The organism is Microcoleus sp. AT3-D2 (genome assembly GCF_036705715.1).
Taxonomy (GTDB): Bacteria; Cyanobacteriota; Cyanobacteriia; order Cyanobacteriales; family Microcoleaceae; genus Microcoleus.
On record NZ_JAUBVE010000027.1, the window covers coordinates 1 to 17899 of the forward strand.

Below are 17899 nucleotides of genomic sequence, written 5' to 3' on the forward strand. Positions count from 1 at the left end.
CTTTTAATGCTTGTTGCAGAGTTTCCTTTGTTTCTGAACTGAGGAAGTTTTTAGTAGGCATTGACTTTATCGGAAAAAAATTATTATATTATACCATACAATATGCGTTTTAGATGCTGAACAGCTTAGGAGTCCATAATGAGGGTTTCATCGCCGCACAAAAACGGGCAATTAATGCTGGATCTACGGAGTCTGTTTTAGTTCTCAGAAGTTCGCTTTTGGCAAACCCTTTAATCCGCGCTGGATTGACGATGCTCACCTGAAAGCCTTCTCCATAAGGAAATTCGGCTAAGGCTTCGCCATAAATGCTAGTAGCTTCCATACAAGCATGGAGTTCGACTACACTTTGTTGTTTGAGCCAGTTATGTAAACTCTCAAAACCTTGAGTATTGTTGGTAAATTTTTGGGGTTTAGTCGCACGACTTTCGCTCAGTAATGAGACATGAAAGTCTTTTTTACTGATGTCTATGCCTAAGACTGTTAGTGCCATAATTTACTCCCGATGTACTCCTTTCTATTAAAGAACTTGACAGGCAATGGAATGCTAGCCTTGTGAATGCAGGCTTTCAAGGGCGATGCCGAGAGCCTAAGATACTGTCCAGCTTTAGGTGCGCCTGTCATCAGTAATGGGAGCTGATCTACGCAACAGACTTATTCCGTCTAAGGGGCGGGCCAACTTCACCGATTGCTGATGTCCTATAGCTAGCACTTTCGCCTGTTACAGAACCATTTGCACGAAACTTTCCTTGTTTCTTTAGATTCACTTTGCTTGTCGGTTCGTGAGCACACTTGTCGGTACGATCGACTGATTGTCGGTTCGATCGACTCAGTGACAGCTTGATCAACTGATTGTCGGTTCGATCAACTGAGTGACAGCTTGATCGCCTGAGTGACAGCTTGATCGCCTGAGTGACAGCTTGATCGCCTGAGTGACAGCTTGATCGCCTGAGTGACAGCTCGCTTGATCGACTGACTCACTCTTTTAAGATACAAGGGGCGGGTTTCACCAATAATATCGAATTGCTACTAACAATCTACATAAACCCGCCCACACACAACTAACAATCTACATCAACATTGATTTGTATTGAATGCGAAAAATGTACAATGGGTTTACCGTGGGATAGGGGCGGGTTTTATAGATTGTTAATTAACCTAAATATTGTTGGTGAAACCCGCCCCTTGTATCTTAAAAGAGTGAGTCAGTTGATCGCCACGTCATTGATTCAATCGTACCGACAAGTGGGCGATCGTACCGACAAGTGGGCGATCGAGCCGATAATCAGTCGATCGAGCCGAGAATCAGTTGATCGAGCCTAGAATCAGTCGATCGTACCGATAATCAGTCGATCGAGCCGACAAGCAAAGCGAATCTAAAGAAACAAGGAAAGTTTTGTAAAAAAGGTTCTGTAACAGGCGAAAGTGCTAGCTATAGGACATCAGCAATCGGTGAAGTTGGCCCGCCCCTTAGACGGAATAAGTCTGTTGCGTAGATCAGCTCCCATTACTGATGACAGGCGCACACTAAACTGGACAGTATCTGAGGCTCTCGGCACCGCCCTTGAAAGCCTGCCTTGACAAGGTTAGTCTTCAATTGCCTGTCGGTTCTTTCATAAATCGGAGTACATCTGGAGCAAACAATGACATCAACAGTCTTAGGTATAGACATCAGTAAAAGAGACTTTCATGTCTCATTACTCAGAGAAGGTCGTGCAACTAAACCCAAAAAGTTTACGAACAATATTCAAGGGTTTGAGAGTTTACATAACTGGCTTAAACAACAAAATGTAGTGGGACTCCATGCTTGCATGGAAGCCACTAGCATTTACGGAGAAGCCTTAGCCGAATTCCTCTATGGGGCTGACTTTCAGGTTAGTATTGTGAATCCAGCTAGGATTAAAGGGTTTGCTAAAAGCGAACTCCTACGAACTAAAACTGACTCGGTAGATGCGGCACTAATTGCTCGTTTTTGTGCGGCAATGAAACCGTCTCTATGGACACCAACCGCACCCGAAGTTAAAGAATTACAAGCCCTGTTGAGACGGCTCGAATCAGTCACAGAAATGGCAACTCAAGAGCAGAACCGTCTAGAAACAGCTACGCCAACTGTTGCTGGTCTTACCCTTGCACATTTGGAGTATCTAATCATGGCAACAGCAACTGATCAAAAAACTGATTAGCGACCATTTTGACCAGCACCCACATTTAAAACAACAGCGTGACCTCTTGACCTCAATTCCCGGAATTGGTGAACAGACAGCATCCGTATTGTTAGCTGAAATTCGTGATGTTTCCGATTACACCAATGCTCGTCAATTAGCAGCTTATGCGGGTTTAACACCCTGTGAACGCAGTTCTGGGACTTCGGTTAAAGGCAAAACTCGTTTGTCCTGTACCGGAAACGTCCGACTGCGAAAGGCGTTGTATTTGCCTGCGGTAGTGGCGATGCGTCACAATCCGTTACTCAAGGCGATGAGTGACCGATTATTGGGTCGTGGCAAGGTCAAAATGCAGGTGATTGGCGCTCTGATGAGGAAACTGGTGCATTTGGCTTTTGGGATTTTAAAATCCCAAAAGCCTTTCGACCCCAATTATTTGACTGCTACCCCTTGACAGGTCAAGACAGTATCTACAAGCCCAATTAAAAATTGGCGGCGTAAGTTAAATCAAATTGGCGGCACAGGGTGATGCAGCAGTAGCTGGGTCGATCGAATACTAACTCGTAATTCATCTGGCCGTCTATTTTGGTGATCGGCTGCTTTAAGGGAATGCCCTGAATGTCGTATTGGCGGCGTTCTAAGGCACTCCATTCGATAATTTTGAAATCGATTTGGTTCTGCAACTCAGTTGCGATCAGATATAGGTGCATCTTGTCTTCAACTTTCCCAGTTAGGGGAACTTTTATTAACATTGACTGGGTGACGAGGGGTTTTTGGTCGTTGGGATGCTTCTGGGTGTGGCAGCTTTTGAGTTCTATATCGTAAGGTTCTACCTTGAAATTCTCTCCACTGGCGATCGCAGATGAGTGCAAATCTTTCAGGCACTTTTCTAGGTGAGGAATCAGCCCTAAGTCTGGATCACACAGTAGCTTGCGAATATTTGAAGTTTCAGTGACTGTCATTTGAGATTTTTGATATTATTTTTGGATTCTTAACTTCTAGCTTAACGCGAAAATCAACCCTATTGAACTATACTTGCGACATACTTCCAAAAACCCTATTTTTGGGGCAGTATGTCTCGGTGAGTCAGACATTTTTTGCCAAATTTTTTTAGGTTATTTTTTGGTGATTTTCCATAGATTAAGCTCGACATTAGTGTCAGCAGGATCTATTTGATAGTTTTGTTGCTGAATTGCCGATCGCAAAGTAGAGGAAGGTCTGTATAAAAACAACTCACTGAAACCGCCGGGAATTTTTGGGGTTTGCGGTTTTTTCTTTGCCAATTCTCGATTTCTGTAGCAAGAAGTGTAACAGCGGGGTTCTATTAGCATTTTGACTTTTGGTTCTAGGTAATAACTTAAAGGCATGATATATGCGATATTGGCATCGCTGATAATTAGGGGATTGCTGGCTTGATTGACAGTCCCAGCTACTTCCAAGACACCCAACCAACCGCTGCCTTTATTCCACCAAATGTCTGCTTGAGAACTAACTCCACCGGATATAATACCTGCGGAAAAAACTGTAACTATAACTATTTTCCACTGTTTTTGCTGTTTTAAGTTATCCAAATTGTTACTAATTTTCGCAGACAGCAGGTAAGCAACTGCTAGCTGAATCCCCACATAACAAGGAACTAAATATCGCGGATTTGCTGATCGCCTTCCACCCTTTATTATATCAGGGACTGCTAAAAACAAAGCAGTTGTTGCAATTAATAACAATACAATCAACCACACTCGCTTTGGTGTTTGTCGGCATAGATAATAAAGGGCATAGCCAACTAAAGCTAGAATCATGATACCAACTGGAATTAGCAAGGCTAGTTGTGTGGCGTTGGCGGTTCCATCAATGCCAATATCAAAAAATGCTATGCTGACGGAACCAACCCACCTGCTGACTAATCTTAAGTAATTTGTTTGTTCTGCCCATATTGTTGTGCTTCTAACTTGATTGAAGTTTTCTACAGTATTTACCAGGGAAGGCATGAAGCCACTCAATGCGATTAAAGATGCTACATAATAGGAAATGAATGTTTTCACATCGCGCCAGTTGGCAATAACTGCGACGTAGATTGCGTGGGCGGCAGCGACGCAGACAAATAACAAGTGGGTGTACAATCCCAGTGTTGCTGTGCCTGCATAAAGCGCCCAGGAAAGAACGAGGGCGACAGCATTTTGATTTTCGTCAGAGCGCATTGCTCGCAGCAAGGCTGCACTGGATAAAATAGTAGTTAATGTCCACAAACTGTACTGTCTGGCTTCTTGGGCAAATATAATCTGGTAGGGAGAAATTGCGAAAATTGCGATCGCCATCCACCCTACTGCTGAAGATTCAAATAACTCCCAAGCCAGCCAATAAATTGCGGGAAATACTAGCAGGCTAATCACGGCGGCCAAACTTCTCATTGCTGCAACGGAACTGCCGAACCATTGCGCCCAATATCGCGCTAGTACATAATACAGCGGCGGGTGTTGGGGGTCTTCTGTTGCTAAAGAATTCAGGGTATCCCTTAAAGTTTTTTCGGAATTTATCTGCTGATATTTTTGTAAATCCGCAGGCGAGGTTATTTTCTGGTACGAAATTTCTTTGATTATTTCGACTTCGGTGTAGCCAGAAACTCTCAAAGAAGTATATGTTTCGTCGATCCAGTAAAATTTGCGATCGAGATTGGCGAACCGAAATAAAATACCGATGACTAATACGGCTATAATTAAAAATCGCAGCCACTTGTCAAGTGAAGGGTTGTAAGAATTTAGTCGATCGCGATCTTTCGTAGATTCCATTTTATAACTAGCTAATCAGGCACAAATTTTTTCGGTTACCGCACCCGTAAGGTGCGCGCTTACGCACCCTACTAACTTAACAGCCAGAGAGAGGACTCCAGTCCTCACTACGAACAAAGGAATGATTAATCATCTACTCCTTCAATCGGCGCAAAACCTTGCCGCTGAATATTTTCGGTTATTGTGCGGGGTTCGAGGAATTGCAGCAAATAATCCGGGCCACCCGCTTTAGAACCAACTCCCGAAAGTTTGAATCCTCCGAAGGGTTGCCGCGATACCACAGCCCCGGTAATTCCGCGATTGATGTACAGGTTTCCAACTTCAAAATCGGATGCGGCTCGATCGATATGCGAAGGTGTGCGAGAATACAATCCGCCGGTTAAAGCAAAATTCGTGCCGTTAGCAATCGCAATCGCTTCGCTGAAATTATGAGCCCGAATCACCGACAAAACCGGGCCGAAAATTTCTTCTTGGGCGATAGTTGCTGTGGGCGATACTTCCGTAACAATGACTGGGCCGACAAAATAACCGGTTTCCGGTGCCGGCATTTCTAAAGCTATTTTAGCTTCGGCGCGGCCTGTTTCGATGTATTCGCGGATGCGCGAATGGGCATTTGCATCGATCACAGGGCCGACTTGAGTGCCGGGATTTTCTGCTGGGCCGACATTGAGCGATCGCGTCGCTTCTACCAATCTTGCCACAAAATTATCGTACACCGATTCCACCACAATTACTCGCGAACAAGCAGAACATTTTTGGCCACTATATCCAAATGCCGAATAAACTACGCCTGCAACTGCTTGGTCTAAGTCCGCGCTTTCATCGACAATAATTGCATTCTTGCCGCCCATTTCAGCAATTACTCGTTTCAGGTGTTTTTGTCCAGGCTGCAAAATCGCAGCATCGGCATAAATCTGACAGCCAACTTCCTGAGAACCGGTGAAAGTAATCATGTGAACGTCGGGGTGTTTCACCATGTAAGCACCGACGGTTGAACCTTTGCAAGGCACGTATTGAAATACGCCTTTGGGGATTCCGGCTTCTAGCAAGATTTCTGTGATTTTTGCTGCAATTACTGAGGAAACTTCCGCAGGTTTGAGCAAAGTACAATTACCTGCAACCAGCGATGCAACTGTCATGCCCACAGGAATTGCGAGGGGGAAATTCCAAGGCGAAATGATTAAAGAAATTCCGCGTGGCTGATAGCTGTAGCGATTAGTCTCTCCGGGAATGTCGTAATTTTTTCCTTGTTCTAACCGTTCCATTTCGTCGGCGTAGTAGCGACAAAAATCAATAGCCTCGGAGACTTCGGCATCGCATTCTCTGACAGGTTTGCCGACTTCAAACACCATCCAAGCTGATAGTTCATGGCGCCGCTGTTCCATCAATTCTGCGGCTTTGCGGAGGACGCCTGCGCGCTGGCGGACGGGGGTTTTTCGCCAATCGGTGAAGGCTGATTTTGCTGCTTCAATGGCTTGTTTGGCTTGTTCTTCGGAAATCAATCCGATTGTGCCAACTACTTCTGTGGGATTGGAAGGGTTGAGAGAATTAACTGTTGCTTCAGTATTTTGGTACTCGCCATTGATTAGCGGTAAATAGGTTTTACCTAAGTTGGCGCGCACTGATTTGATGGCTGTTTCTGCTTGTTGCCGCAATTTGGTATTGGCGTAGTCGGTATCGGCAACGTTGGGAAATACTTTGCTGTAAACTAGCTGGTCATTTCCGTTAGCAACTGGTGCGGCTAACAATTGTTCGATCGGCATTTCTTCGGAACTTTGCCGGATGAAAGAACTGTTGGCGGTATTTTCCAGCAAACGGCGGATCAAATAAGCCATTCCCGGCAGCAAATCGCCGTAGGGGCAGTAGACTCGGACGCGATAACCTCGATCGACCAAAAGCTTAGCCAATTTGTCGCCCATGCCGTACAGCACTTGCATTTCAAAGCGGCGGCGCGGTATATTGAGAGTCTCAGCAATGGCGATCGCCCTCGCTTGCGATCGCACATTATGACTGCCAATTGCTGCATACAAATATTCGTGATTTTCTAGCAGCAACTGCGTCATCTGCTCGAAATTGGCATCGGTAGCAACTTTGTCATTGTAGACCGGCTGCGGCCAATCTTTCTGCATCGCTTTGATAGTTTCCTGATCCCAGTAAGCGCCTTTTACCAGACGTACTGTTACCGGATTTCCGCGTTTTTTTGCCCAGGAAATCAGGTTTCGCAAATCTTGGGCGCTGTCGCGCAAATATGCTTGCAATGTAATTCCAATATCAGTGCGATTGCGAAATTCTTCTTCTAACAATAAGTCTTTGAGAATGCTCAGAGTTAAACTCTTGTAAGCATATTGTTCCATATCGAAATCAACGGCAGATCCCAACTCCTTCGCGCGGCGCAGTAAAATGCGAATTCTCTCGCTTACTTTCTCCTCGCTACCTTTAGCATCCAACGGGTCAAACTGAGAATAAAAAGCCGTTAACTTTACCGATACTTGCACTCGCGGCAGAGTTTCGCCGTCAGCTTTATCAATTGCATCTACCTGCGACCAATTCTTCGCTGCATTCGCGAGTTCCTCCATCAATTCCAAATAGCGGTTAAGATAAATTTGCGCCTCAGCTTCAGTAATGACAGCTTCGCCCAAAAGGTCAACTGTAAAACCCATTTTATCTTTGCGAAGTCGCTCTAAGGTTTTAATTACCTGCTTGATATTTTCCCCAGAAATATACTTATGCGCCAATGTTTCCACAGCAGGCGCAACCGTCGTCGCCGCCAATTGACCCGGAACCGAATCAGGGCTAGCAAAGTTGAGCAATTTTTTCAATGCTTCGGGCAATTCTACCTCTTGGGCGGTCAGGTATTCTTGCAAGTGGCGGGCAATTTCTGGCCTGCTGCGGAGGGCCGGCAAACAGTCAATAAATCGAAACAACTGCACCCGCAGTCCGGGGCTAGCCATCGCCCAATCCATGAGTTTGTCGTCCCAGCGCATTTGGTCTTGGAGTTGACCGAAAAAAGAGCGCTTTTTCTCTTGAGTTAGCCGCAGGATTTCTGTGGCAATTTCCTGGGTTTTTGCTTCGTAGATGTTTTCAGATACTTGTGCAATCATTGGTAATAAGTAATTTGTAATTTGTAATTAGCTACAGGGGGACTTTATGTATTTTGTAAATACCCCCTGATACAATTATAGTTGCTATTTGACTTCAATTTTAACTTGGTAGTTTGCTTGGCGATCGCCTGAAATTTCAATAGTATAATCGCCGCTACTGGCTAATTGACCTTGCCACTGACCTGTACTATCAGCAGTACCTAAATTTTCACCGTTAGGAGCAATAATTGCTGCGCTAACTTGACCTTCTTGAACATTAATTGTCATGCTTTGGCCGCTATTGCACTCCAGTAAGTAGCGCCTGGATATGTTGGCTCGCAAACTATTGCTCAGAGTAGTTCCCGTAGCACCGGCTGGAAAGTAAACTCGCTCGGTTACAGGGGTTTCAACCGCAGCGGGAGAAGGAGAAGGAGAAGGCAACGGCAACGGCGACGGCAACGGCGAAGCAAGTTGCGGAACGCCAGACAGAGATGGTATTTGAGTGGGACTGGGCGACGGACGGATTGGGGCGGGCAGTCCAGTTCCAGGTGCTGGGGGAAGTCCGGGCCGGCGGTTGACGGGCGCTGTTGCGACAGGCGGAGGGCTTTCGGGGAGGGGTACGTCAGCGGGTAGTTTGATTTGAAGGTTCGCTCTTTCCTGATACATTCTCCACGCTAGCAAACTGCCGAGACTAAGCACGGAACCGACTAACATTCCGCTGAGAAAAACTGCTAAGATTTGCCACGAGCGAGCTGGTTTGGGATCAGGGTTGGCAGTTGGAATTGTTGGAGGCGGATAACTTGCAAGTTGAGTTGTTTCCGGCGTGCTATCGGCGGCAACTGTAATTGTTTCGGTTGCGTCGATTGGCGCTGAAATATCTTCGGGCGCTGCAATTTCTGCGGGAGTTTCTGGGGGTGCGGAAGTTGAATCGCCACTGGCAATTTCAGTGCGATCGAACTCATCGGTGGCAGTGGAAATTGTTTCCGGTTGCTGAGTCAAAATTTGTTTTTTTTCCTGTTCGTCGCTCATGGGGCTAAATTTATTTTACAAAGACCGCTTTTAGACATTTTACGTTACTGGTGCGATCGCCTGCACAGCACTAATACGGCACGGCTATTGACAAAATGCCGTCCGTGTCGATAGAGAAATCTGTCGGCTGGGGCGATCGCAATTTACCAATTTTCGGTAAATATTGAGTACAAATTGCGATCGCAAATTACTACTGGGTTCAATTATTAGGCAAAGACTGCCAAAAAGGCTGGTCTTCTGGCTTCCTCACAGTATTCGTCGCCGACTGCACGTTTCCTTTTAATTCTTGATAATACCTGTCATCCAGAAAACTAACGCTGACGCCAGCAGGAAGCAGCAGTTGGCGCAATCTTTCCTGAGTGTAATCTACACCCTCAATCATTGGCCCGCGCGGATTTGAAACTAACAACTTGCCATTAACTGGCACCGAATTGACCATATTTGGCCACCAAGCATAACCGCTGTAGCCAAACATCACCGGAACTTGAATAATTTGGTCGTCTCCGAGTAAAAACTCTCTTTTCAACTTCTCTATAATCGGATTAAGTTTCTGATTTTGCAAATAGAGATTGTGTTGAATTAAAGCACGGTTTTTCAAGGTGGCGCTGACAGTTGTTTGAGTGCTCAAACCACGATTAATAGTCACATCGCCGTAACCTCTTCCCTCTAATTCTTCCAACAGCTTAACTCCGGCTTCGGGACTGGCGATCGCCATTACATATTGTCCGGGAGTTTGAGTGGGAATAAAATTGATAATTTCATCGACTTGGCGAGTCAAAAGCCAAGAAGTATCAATATCCACTGGTGGCCCTTGAATTCTTTGAGCTTGAATAAAATCAAGTACCTCTGGATTAAAACTAGCATTTCCAGAATTCCCGTAATAAACTCGACCCATTGGGTGTCCGGGAATCGGCGGTGTCACCTGCAAATTGCCGTATCCGTCAGACCACTGACTTACAGGGTCTAAAGAACGAGGATTGCCAATTTTAACTACTTTCAAATCCCGGTCTTGAGTAGATTTAACAGGCGGGTTTTTCTCTTGATCGCTATTGCTTTTTAGGGCTACATTAAACTGGCGTATCTCCGATTTTTCGGGGAGTTGAACGTATCCGTTTTTCTGGGTATCTTGCATCCAAGTGCGATCGCCCTGGAGAATTTTTACTTTGGCGCCCGTGGGTTCTACTGCTTGTTTTAGTTGGGAGATAAATTCGCTGTTTACCGAGCCTCTGTCGCTGACTTGAACTTCGGTGACTGGCGCTGTGTTGGGCGCTATCATCCAAGGACTAACGCCCATTTGGATTGTTGTGGAGGCGATTTCTTGACCGTTGTTTTGGGCAGTTGCTTTGAGATTAACAGTGCCGTTCCAATTGCGATCGGCAAATTGTTTGGCTTCCACACCTAAAACAATATTCGTGCTGAAAACTAGAGGTTTAGCACCGGATATATCTACAGGTTTCCAGCCGCCGCCCGTCTTTTGGAAAACGCTGATGTGAGGGCTGGCAATGCTATCAGCAGTGATAAATAATTGAGAGGTTTTGAAGTTTTCAGACAGTGTTAAGTTAACTTGAGAAAGCATTGCTGCACGGCGGGGAACCATAACTTTGGTTTGTTTCCAAGTCGGTATCTTGCCGCGATCGTTATTGCGATCGTTAAATGAAATTAGCGCGCCCTTGGACAAAGACCATTGTTCTTTTCCAGCTTCGTCTTGCTGGTTAATTTGGCCATCTCTGTTAGTATCTCCCACAAACAAAAAGTTCGACGGGGAAGCAGCAGGCGTAACTGGGGCGGGAGTTGGTGTTGCAGTTGATTCAGGAGTTGGTTGAGGAGTTGCTTGCTGATTTCTCTCTAACTCTTGTCTTTCAAGTTCTTGTCTGGCTAACTCTTGCCTTTCAAGTTCTTGCCTTTCAAGTTCTTGCCTTTCAAGTTCTTGCCTTTCAAGTTCTTGCCTTTCAAGTTCTTTCTTGGCTAATTCTTGCCTTTCAAGTTCTTGTCTTTCAAGTTCTTTCCTGGCTAATTCTTGCCTTTCAAGTTCTTTTCTGGCTAACTCTTGCCTTTGGAATTCTTGCCTTTCAAGTTCTTTTCTGGCTAATTCTTGCTTTTCAAACTCTTGCCTTTCAAGTTCTTTTCTGGCTAATTCTTGCCTTTCAAGTTCTTTGCGGACCAATTCTTGCCTTTGGAATTCTTGCCTTTCAAGTTCTTTTCTAGCCCGTTCTTTTTTCTCTTGCTCTTTTCTCTCTATTTCTCGACGAGCAAATTCTTTTTTCTCTTGCTCTTTGCGGGCGCGCTCTCTTATCTCTTCTTCCTCGGCTCTAATTTTCTCAACAGAACGTGCAACTTGCATTTCATAGGTAGCGACACTGAGGTTGCCTTGATATTCGATGGTTTTGTCGATCGCCCGATCGGCCAAAAAAGAATCGTGAGGAATGAGTCGCAGGGTATTGATAGCCAACTGCCACAGCCGCTGGGACTCTTCCCAAGTAGCAGAAGAAGGATTAGAAGTGCGTCCAATTACTACTGCTTTGGTCGCTAATTTAGCAGCATCGTCCCAATTATATTTGGCTCTTTCTTCGATTTGAATCTGACTTTGAACGTTTTGGAGTTGCTGCGTCAGAGTTTGGGATTGCTGACGGTGGATTGCTGATTTCCAAAGTTCTGCAGGAAACGGCGCGCTGTCGGGATTTTTGGCAAGGTTATCTAATTGTACTTTGAGCCGATCTCGCAATTTGTAGAGTTCGGAAAGGGATTGCGGAGTTTCGCCCTCTGACTGTCGCCCAGAGAGTGCGAGTTGGTAGTTTAGGGAAGGTTGAGCCACTGTTGTGGGGACTGCAACCCAAATAATACCGATGACGACACCGAAACCATTGATAATGGCGATCGCAATATATTTAACCAAACGCATATAGTTTATCCTCAGACACGCCAATAATTTTACCTAATCTTGGGAGCAATGGGGGATTTAATTATAAGGATTTACGCATGGGGGCCCAGAAACCAGGTTTTTTACGAAAATACTTTGTTGCTGCGGACTGATTCGCTAAAAACCCGGTTTCTTTGGTCAGAGTGCGTAAGTTCTGAATAGGCAAATTCGCGCCATGTTTTAGGCTTCTTCATTTCTAGCGATCGCTGCTTCAATTTCCTCTGGGTGTGCCTCAGCATAAGCCCAAGCATTCGCCAAATCTGCTGCACTCAAATAAGGAAAGTCTTGCAAAATTCGCACATCATTTGCACCCAGAATGCGATAATTTACCAGCGACCAAATAGGTATGCGAGTCTTGGCAATTTTAGCATCCCCACCACACACGCCCGGAGTTTTTTCGATTCCTTGCCAAGTATTACTTAAACTTTGAACTAATAGCTGTATTGCCTGAGTTTTTTCACCGGGAGTTAAGACAAGGAGTTGTTTTTCTAATTCTTTCAGTGTCATTTTTTCCGATCTCATAAACTTTACTCTATGGGGAAGCCAGGAATCATTAGATCGATTTCTACCATCAGTTGCATGGTTTCTTTGAGCGCAACCACCACCTTTTGATAGTGCAGTACATCATCAAAGGATAAAGTGCGTTTGGCTTTCTTACGGTCTTTGAGCCATTTGTCTAAAACCTGATAACCGCCAATTTTAAACTCCCAAACTTCGGGGGCGATGCCTTCAAAATAGCGGGTTTTGTTGATATAAACTCGTTGTTCTGCGGGTTTATAGGTAACTTCGGTAACGGCATTGTCACCATCGCCACTCATTTTAGTAATCAGCTTATTAAGCTTTTTCGATTTCATCAGGTGCAGGTCTACCAATGCCTGACCTTTTGCACCCAAGTCTTTGAAGAGTTTATCGTTGCTGGTTAACGGCACACGGGGAAAGTCGATTTTGAGAAACTCGGCGTAGCGTTGGCGATAGGTGGGACTATGGAAGATGGCGTAGATGTAGTAAAAGATGGCTTCTGGTGTGGGAATATAACCAAGTATCTGTCGAATTAAATCTAAAAATTTTTGAGATAGATTTGGCTTGCATTTCTCCTCTAAAAGTGATTTTTGAGGATTGTCATCGTCAGGATATAGATAAAGAGGAGCTAAAGCCATCGTACCTTTATTACTGTAAAAAGCTCGATTATCTACAGCGTGATTGGCCACTGTAAAATGGCTGTAATCCTCTTGAAGTGCTACTTGTCGCATGAAGATGATGCCTAAATTTTCTTTTGAAATAATGTGACGCATCACATCATGCCTTGAGCGCTCTACTAAATCCTCATGAGAATAGTAAAAAAGAGTATCAAAAGGTCGATAAAGGCATTCAGTAAAATAGTTCTCCCACTCAGTATCTGCTGCTAGTGAGCGTCGTTTCTCACTTAATTTCCAGCTCCCTGTATCGGGAATAAAATATTTCTCAGCTACCTCTTGGTTTGAAATAGTTAAATCTCTAAATTCTTTTATGCGCTCATACAGCGCTGTCCGTTCAAAATCAAATACAAAATGATCTCGATGAGTTTTGACCCCTGTGGAGTTAACTGGCATAATTTCTGTAATTTTCCACCCTGTATTATATTCTGCTAGTAAATCAGTATTTTGAGGACTGAATAAATAGAAGGGTAATTGAGGTGCGATCGCTTTCCAATCAACATCGTCAATACAACTTTGATTCAAAATTTCATATTTAGTCGCTCGATCTCCCCAAAGATCAGCATGATGAACATTAGCTGCACCCGTCTTTCCAGGCTCTTTAATAAAAATTCCAATACTAACACCCTGCTGAATATCAAAGACGTTTTGATCGGGAGAACCATCGGGAGAAATTTCTTTTCTTTTAGAATTACCGTGTAAATCCAAGAGATAGATATCTGTAAATGTTTTCATCAAATTCTGACGCATCCCTCGAAATGTTGGATTATCGAGATAACCATGATTGGTAATGAACGCTAAAACGCCATAACCGGTTTCACTGACTCGCCACTGCCCAAAGCGAATGAATTTTACATAATCATCTTGCAAATATTTGGGATTTTTTTCTCCTAGCGGTAAACCGTTCACATAGTAATAATCGCGAACTAAACCAGCGATCCACTCGCTTTTATTTGCCGAATGTCCTGAATAGGGCGGATTGCCCAACACCACCATCACAGGTGTATCTCGTTTTACCGTCGAAGCTTCATTTGCTTCTTGTGCGACAAACTGACCAAACAAAATCTCTGATTTTTTCAGTGCCTCATCTAGCGTATTGGTGAGGTAAATGCCTAATCGCTGTTTGCCCTTAAATTTGTAACCAAGTTCTTGAAGTTCTAGCCCTAGCTTGAGGTGGGCAATGGCATAGGGAGCCATCAATAACTCAAAGCCAAACAACCGATTCAGCAAATTGTCTCGCACATAGCTATCCCACTGATTCGCCATGCCAATTTCTTCTAAATTGCGGTAAATTTGCTTCACCACTTCATACAAAAACGTACCCGTACCCGTGGCAGGGTCGAGAATTTGCACTTTCGGCTTTTGTGTTATTGGATCTTTGGCATTATCAGCTAATCCCAATGGCAAATCGAAGCGGTTTTTGAGAATGGCATCAACCGATCGCACAATAAATGACACCACAGGTTCCGGTGTGTAATAAACGCCTCGACTCTTTCGCAAAGCCGCGTTATACGCCGCCAAAAACGTTTCATAAAAATGCACCACCGGGTCTTCTTGACGAGTGCGCTGCCCAAAGTTTTCGAGAATGCTGCCCATATCAACCTGAGACAGCAATTGCACCAGATCGTCGATCGCCCAATCGATCTGACTGACTGCATCCGTTTCGACGATCGTATTAAACAATCGCTTCAAAAATGGGTTTGTTGCCGGAATATACGTGCCAGCCGTGCGCCGAGTAAACGGTTCACACCCTGGATTTTGAGCATGACCAACTCTTGCCGCAAATAACCCATAAGAAATCGTCTGAGCATACATATCAGCAAAATCAGCATCATTCAAATCGGGCAACAACACCTCACTAAAGCCCTGTTTTAGTTGATGCAATTCACCGTCTTTCCTTTCTCCCTCCAGCGCAGTTGTTGTTGCTAACCGGATTGCCTTCGTCAACCTCGCCATCTGTCGCGCCAGGTCTTCAGGACTGCTGATAATCTCGCCTCTATAGTTGATAAACTGATCTAGCAGAGCCGCAATCTTTTCTGTAGCCCTTACTTGCAGCTTATTCTCACTACGATCTGCTAAAATTTCCTTCTGCCTGCGCTTCCCATTCACATACCAACGAAACTCTAAATAATTGGTCAATACTAGATTCGGAAACGCTTCTATATAGCGCTGCAATTGCTCCGATTTTTCTATCTGATCCAGGTCTAGCCCAACATCTTTGGCTTCTACATAACCCACCAATAGTTCCCGCCGCCTCACGGTAAAATCTGGAATCCCTGCCTTGTTGCCTTTTTCTTCAATGACGGCATCAATGCCCTTGTCTGAGTCATCCAGCAAATCTTTCAACGCTGGATAATGGCTGCGTTCGCTACCTTTTTGCAGGTTATTTTGAATCGACTTGAGGTAAGCATCAAAAGATATAGATGGCATTGAATCAGTTTCCTGGTTTAGTTTGGAAATGTTTCCTGAATTCGTTTAATGCTATTATAGTAGATAGAATAGTCCTGGAGATAGGGGCCCAGAAACCGGGTTTTTTAGGAAAATACTTCGTGCCTACCGACAGATTAGATAAAAACCAGGTTTCTTCGTCGGAGTCAGTAAGCCCTATATGGATTTATTCTCTTTTTCGCTGACCGAAAGGTAAAAATCATGAAATGTCGCTGTTATTTCTTAATTTTTATCCTTATTGGATTATCCTTAACAAGCTGCGAACAGGCGAAGTCATTTCAAGAAATAGATCGCACATTTAAAAAGAGTAATGCGATCGAACAACACAATTTTAACTTTCAAGCGGGCGATCGCACGATCGATCGAACTAACAACATCCAAGGAAGTCCGAAGAGTGGGAAGTTCGATAGAACTACCAACTCACCGGAAGAAAGTGCGATCGTGTTAGGAATTTTCGGGTTTTGTTTGATGTGTTATTTATTAGTTTGGAAGTTTCGCGGGAGGGAAGAAGCTAACAAGATGCTGAGAAGAATCAGAAGAAGAGTGAAGTGAGGATAGATACTTGCTAAACCTCATTTTTTCTTAGTGCGGTTGCGTTTTCTCGATTCAGCCGCCGTATTTTTTGCTTTTTTTTGTTTTTCTTTACTTGCTTTAGATTCATTGACAGCACTACCACTTATCGGTTTGCTGGAAAATCCCGATGTATCGGAGTTTTTAGCTGCCATTATAGGAGCAATGCTAGCATTATATATCTCCTGAAATTGTGTTAGACCTTCCCCCGTACTCATATCAAACCCTGCTTGATGACCGAGCGTTACAAAGGATTTGGCAAATCCAAATTTAGAGGAATCTTCCATAATCTCCTTAAATTCCGGCTCGATATCCCGCAGGTATTTGATAATTGAAGTGGCATTTCGCAGTTTAAATTCTCGCTTCAAAAATTGCCAGAACGCCAATAATTCCGGGATAGCATTTTCACCTTCTTCCGGCGAAAGCAAACTCACTTTCCTGGGAAACAACTCTTCGACTACAGTTGCCACATCTTCCACTTTCATTCGAGGCAGCGTAAAACCTTCATAGCCAAAACCGTAATAAATGAACTGCGAGATCCAAAATCCAACGTCTGGATAAGTTTTACAGTATTCTTCTCCTTCGGGAGAATTGACAAATAGCTCGATTAGCGTTTCCTGATAATCTTCCAGGAGTGGTTCTGCTTCGTCATAATCTAGGTCATTTAGTTGGCGGATGTTAAAAGGTTGATCTGACATAGTTGAAAATTTTTTAATTGAATTGACTTTAGCTCTAAGGTTAGTACAATTTTTGCCGTTCTATTAATTCTTTAGGATTTCATTATATTTAAAAATTCTCCGATCGCCGGTATATTTGACTAGCACCGATCGCCCGTGACTATTTAAACCAAGCTAGCATTGTATAGGGCGATCGCCCGTCTCCACCGAACAGCGAAAGATGTGATATAATCTCAAGTAAAACTATAATTGTTTGAGCTTGGCAGCCCGCCACTTCAAATTATGAAGTCAAGACAACAGTACGAATACATCCACTGCCGCAAAACTCCAGAAGCCATAGCTCAAAAATTTCTGACACTAACTATGGCTCAAGTTGATGCTACGATTTTGTACTATCTGGAAAATCAAGAAACTGTAGGTAAATATGTAGGAGATTGGTTAGAATATTGCCTCAAATCTGAAGCTGAATACGATCGCAATCCATCACCTTTTGTCTTAAAAATGCGTCAGATTAAAGAGCAAAATAAGAAATCGCAACAACTAGATAGAGTTTATTAATGTCTGACTTAGAAAAAGGTCTAGCCGCTTTTAATAACGAAGATTATACCCAAGCCTTTACCTTGTTAAAACCACTAGCAGAACAAGGTAATGCTGCATCCCAGTGCATAATTGCCAGTATGTACCATTTAGGATTAGGTCGAGAAATGATGATATTAGAAGCAATTAAATGGTACATCAAATCCGCTGAGCAAGGCTATGGTGTTGCCTCAAACAACTTAGCAGGAATTTATCTTTGCGGTGCTGATGGTGTAGCAGCCGATCGCACTGAAGCAGAAAAATGGTTTCAAAAAGCCAGAGAACAAGGATTTTCACATACACCCATCTGAGCGTGAATATGTGAACCAAGCTAGCATTGCATAATATCAAGTCCAGTGGCATCCTTCTAGCATGGAGGGGGCGGGTTTACGATATTATTAATTTTAGTCAATTATTGTTTGTAAAACCCGCCCCTACAACATTGCAAATCAACCAGATACAAT

Annotated in this window: 15 protein-coding genes; 6 read left to right on the forward strand and 9 right to left on the reverse strand. The window is 44.0% G+C overall.

Annotation, left to right across the window (positions count from 1 at the left end; genetic code table 11):
• Positions 1 to 109: 109 nt before the first annotated feature.
• Entirely contained in the window at positions 110 to 490 is a 381-nt protein-coding gene (locus tag QUB44_RS13960) for an IS110 family transposase (RefSeq protein WP_333368223.1), read from the reverse strand.
• Between the two features lie 617 nt (positions 491 to 1107).
• Here QUB44_RS13960 and QUB44_RS13965 point away from each other — a divergent pair.
• The 3 genes from QUB44_RS13965 (at position 1108) to QUB44_RS13975 (ending at position 2613) form a co-directional block, all read left to right on the forward strand.
• On the forward strand, positions 1108 to 1320 hold the full coding sequence (locus QUB44_RS13965; protein WP_333368227.1) for a hypothetical protein: 213 nt from the start codon (positions 1108 to 1110) through the stop codon (positions 1318 to 1320).
• 320 nt (positions 1321 to 1640) lie between these two features.
• The gene (locus QUB44_RS13970; RefSeq protein ID WP_333368230.1) at positions 1641 to 2180 is read left to right on the forward strand and encodes an IS110 family transposase; all 540 of its coding nucleotides are present in this window, start codon (positions 1641 to 1643) and stop codon (positions 2178 to 2180) included.
• A gap of 46 nt (positions 2181 to 2226) precedes the next feature.
• Positions 2227 to 2613 (forward strand): transposase, encoded by a 387-nt coding sequence (locus QUB44_RS13975; RefSeq protein ID WP_333368233.1) that lies wholly within the window; start codon positions 2227 to 2229, stop codon positions 2611 to 2613.
• Positions 2614 to 2641: 28 nt separating this feature from the next.
• Here QUB44_RS13975 and QUB44_RS13980 read toward each other — a convergent pair whose 3' ends face one another.
• The 7 genes from QUB44_RS13980 to QUB44_RS14010 all read right to left on the reverse strand — a co-directional run bounded on the left by QUB44_RS13980 (position 2642) and on the right by QUB44_RS14010 (position 15594).
• Positions 2642 to 3121: a hypothetical protein gene (locus QUB44_RS13980; RefSeq protein WP_333368236.1), complete on the reverse strand. Its 480-nt coding sequence runs from the start codon at positions 3119 to 3121 to the stop codon at positions 2642 to 2644.
• Positions 3122 to 3274: 153 nt separating this feature from the next.
• The gene (locus QUB44_RS13985) at positions 3275 to 4945 is read right to left on the reverse strand and encodes a glycosyltransferase family 39 protein (protein WP_333368238.1); all 1671 of its coding nucleotides are present in this window, start codon (positions 4943 to 4945) and stop codon (positions 3275 to 3277) included.
• Between the two features lie 125 nt (positions 4946 to 5070).
• On the reverse strand, positions 5071 to 8046 hold the full coding sequence (gene pruA, locus QUB44_RS13990; RefSeq protein ID WP_333368241.1) for an L-glutamate gamma-semialdehyde dehydrogenase: 2976 nt from the start codon (positions 8044 to 8046) through the stop codon (positions 5071 to 5073).
• A gap of 84 nt (positions 8047 to 8130) precedes the next feature.
• Entirely contained in the window at positions 8131 to 9054 is a 924-nt protein-coding gene (locus QUB44_RS13995; RefSeq protein WP_333368244.1) for a hypothetical protein, read from the reverse strand.
• A gap of 199 nt (positions 9055 to 9253) precedes the next feature.
• Positions 9254 to 11953 (reverse strand): protein-arginine deiminase family protein, encoded by a 2700-nt coding sequence (locus tag QUB44_RS14000; protein ID WP_333368247.1) that lies wholly within the window; start codon positions 11951 to 11953, stop codon positions 9254 to 9256.
• A 198-nt stretch (positions 11954 to 12151) separates the two neighbouring features.
• Positions 12152 to 12478, reverse strand: a complete 327-nt coding sequence (locus QUB44_RS14005) for a DUF433 domain-containing protein (protein WP_333368250.1) — start codon at positions 12476 to 12478, stop codon at positions 12152 to 12154.
• Positions 12479 to 12498: 20 nt separating this feature from the next.
• Entirely contained in the window at positions 12499 to 15594 is a 3096-nt protein-coding gene (locus QUB44_RS14010) for a type ISP restriction/modification enzyme (RefSeq protein ID WP_333368253.1), read from the reverse strand.
• Between the two features lie 219 nt (positions 15595 to 15813).
• Here QUB44_RS14010 and QUB44_RS14015 point away from each other — a divergent pair, with 219 nt between their 5' ends.
• Entirely contained in the window at positions 15814 to 16164 is a 351-nt protein-coding gene (locus QUB44_RS14015) for a hypothetical protein (protein WP_333368256.1), read from the forward strand.
• Between the two features lie 20 nt (positions 16165 to 16184).
• Here QUB44_RS14015 and QUB44_RS14020 read toward each other — a convergent pair whose 3' ends face one another.
• Entirely contained in the window at positions 16185 to 16880 is a 696-nt protein-coding gene (locus QUB44_RS14020) for a hypothetical protein (protein WP_333368258.1), read from the reverse strand.
• A gap of 261 nt (positions 16881 to 17141) precedes the next feature.
• Here QUB44_RS14020 and QUB44_RS14025 point away from each other — a divergent pair, with 261 nt between their 5' ends.
• On the forward strand, positions 17142 to 17417 hold the full coding sequence (locus tag QUB44_RS14025) for a hypothetical protein (RefSeq protein ID WP_333368260.1): 276 nt from the start codon (positions 17142 to 17144) through the stop codon (positions 17415 to 17417).
• Positions 17417 to 17746: a tetratricopeptide repeat protein gene (locus QUB44_RS14030; RefSeq protein WP_333368263.1), complete on the forward strand. Its 330-nt coding sequence runs from the start codon at positions 17417 to 17419 to the stop codon at positions 17744 to 17746. The genes QUB44_RS14025 and QUB44_RS14030 overlap by 1 nt, the downstream gene beginning before the upstream one ends.
• The last annotated feature ends 153 nt before the right edge of the window (positions 17747 to 17899 follow it).